Origin of the sequence: Armatimonas sp., assembly GCF_043760365.1 — a bacterium.
Lineage (GTDB): Bacteria > Armatimonadota > Armatimonadia > Armatimonadales > Armatimonadaceae > Armatimonas.
In genome coordinates this window covers 1-1,542 of sequence record NZ_JAYUPA010000581.1, presented here as the reverse complement: position 1 = coordinate 1,542, position 1,542 = coordinate 1, and the positions used below count along the sequence as shown (strand labels likewise).

Annotated in this window: 2 protein-coding genes and 1 pseudogene; 2 read left to right on the top strand and 1 reads right to left on the bottom strand. The window is 55.7% G+C overall.

Features of this window, described 5'->3' with window-relative positions:
- Nucleotides 1–317, bottom strand: a 317-nt coding sequence (locus ACH2EH_RS13245) for a hypothetical protein (RefSeq protein WP_395142400.1), incomplete at its 3' end; no start/stop codon positions are given.
- Nucleotides 318–435: 118 nt separating this feature from the next.
- Between ACH2EH_RS13245 and ACH2EH_RS13240 the strand changes: the two genes are divergently transcribed.
- Nucleotides 436–1,146 (top strand): DUF1559 domain-containing protein, encoded by a 711-nt coding sequence (locus ACH2EH_RS13240; RefSeq protein ID WP_395142398.1) that lies wholly within the window; start codon nucleotides 436–438, stop codon nucleotides 1,144–1,146.
- A gap of 73 nt (nucleotides 1,147–1,219) precedes the next feature.
- A pseudogene (locus tag ACH2EH_RS13235) lies at nucleotides 1,220–1,542 on the top strand (mitomycin antibiotic biosynthesis protein); the annotation flags it as partial.

Genomic DNA, 1,542 nt, shown 5'->3' with positions numbered 1-1,542 from the left:
TCAGGAGCGAGTTGCGGCTCCGTGGGCCAGAGACCACTTGCCCGCCACTGGCCGACGCGCTCTCCCTGGAATGCCAGATGTCGGTGCCACCAAGTGCTGTCGGGCTTAATGGCCTGAAAACGTAGTCGCGGGCCCGGGTAGGCGGGGAAAAACCAGCCCTGTGGATTGTCAGTTAAGGGAAATACGTGATCATCGTAGGCCACTTCGATATCCCCCTGGCAGACGAATTGGATCGTGTAATAGCCATGCAGGTGCTTGTCTAAAACCAGGGTGTATTTTGGGTGATTATTGCTTGCGAGAAATGTCAGATTGCTCATATAGTGCAAAAGTTTACTGTTTTAGTGTATTGTCTGTAAGGGCAAGATGCTCTATAGTGTACGGTATCCGATGGTGTCAAACCACCGGGCTATTCTGCTCTTTGAGGAGACGATATTTATGAAGCGACGCTCTGCTTTTACTTTAATTGAACTTCTAGTTGTTATAGCCATTATCGCGATCCTTGCCGCGATTCTCTTTCCCGTTTTTGCTCAAGCGCGTGAGAAAGCTCGCGCGATTTCTTGCATGTCCAATGTCAAACAAATTGGCGTCGCCATGATGATGTATGCCCAGGACTACGACGAGACGATGTCCATGGGATTTACGAACCCTGGCGTTTCTCGCGACTGGACGGTTGACTTGATCCCCTACATCAAGACCGGCGATACCAATCTAGCCGCCTCGATCAACGCTGCGCTGGCGTCCACGCGCCCCGATCTATTCTGTGCGAAGCTGCCGTTCTACCAGTGCCCTAGTAAAGCCCCCTCCCGTGACACGCGTGGCTTCCGCCGAGGCTTTGGCTTCAACTGGTGGCTGGCCACAGGCACGGGGGTTCCACTTGCTGCTGTCGCCACGCCTGCAAGCGCTCTGGCATTTGGGGAGATTTGGGGAGAGGTGGATCGCATCTTTCCCGTCAATACTCCGGCAGCCGTCGACCAGCGCTTCCGCCCCGAACCACGGCATAATCTAGGGCTGAATGTCGCGTTCTGTGATGGGCATGCGAAGTATTATGTGGGGACGGATTTGAAATTGCGTTGGCCGACGGGTCTTGCCTGGCCGCAGGCAGATGGGCCGCTGGGCACGTTCTTCAATATCGCAACCGGGCTCTAAAGTTATCGAGTGATGGCGAGCAGAGGTCGGACTCCGGCCTCTGTTTTTTTTGGTGGAGGAACTACACACGACTATGGGAAGACTGACCGACGCGCAGGTTGCGCAGTTTAAAGCCGATGGTGTTTTAGTGGCTGAGGGGATTCTCGACGACTCCGATCTCGCCCCAGTGGTCGAGGGCTACACGCGCTGGATCGAGGCGAAGGCACAGGAGCTAGCGATCCCCGACCAAGCAAGCAACGAGCCGTTCGAGCGCCGCTTTGCCCGGCTCCACGCCCAAGATACGACTATGGAGCGCGGTATGGATGTGATGAACGCGCGCTTGCCGGAGTTTTTCGCGTTCCTGCGCTGCCAGAATCTATTAGACGCGGTTCAGCAGCTTCTCGGGACGCCCGAGCT

Excerpts from the sequence above, each read along its gene's own strand:
- ACH2EH_RS13240 (WP_395142398.1), top strand. The coding sequence starts at position 436 with ATGAAGCGACGCTCTGCTTTTACTTTAATTGAACTTCTAGTTGTTATA.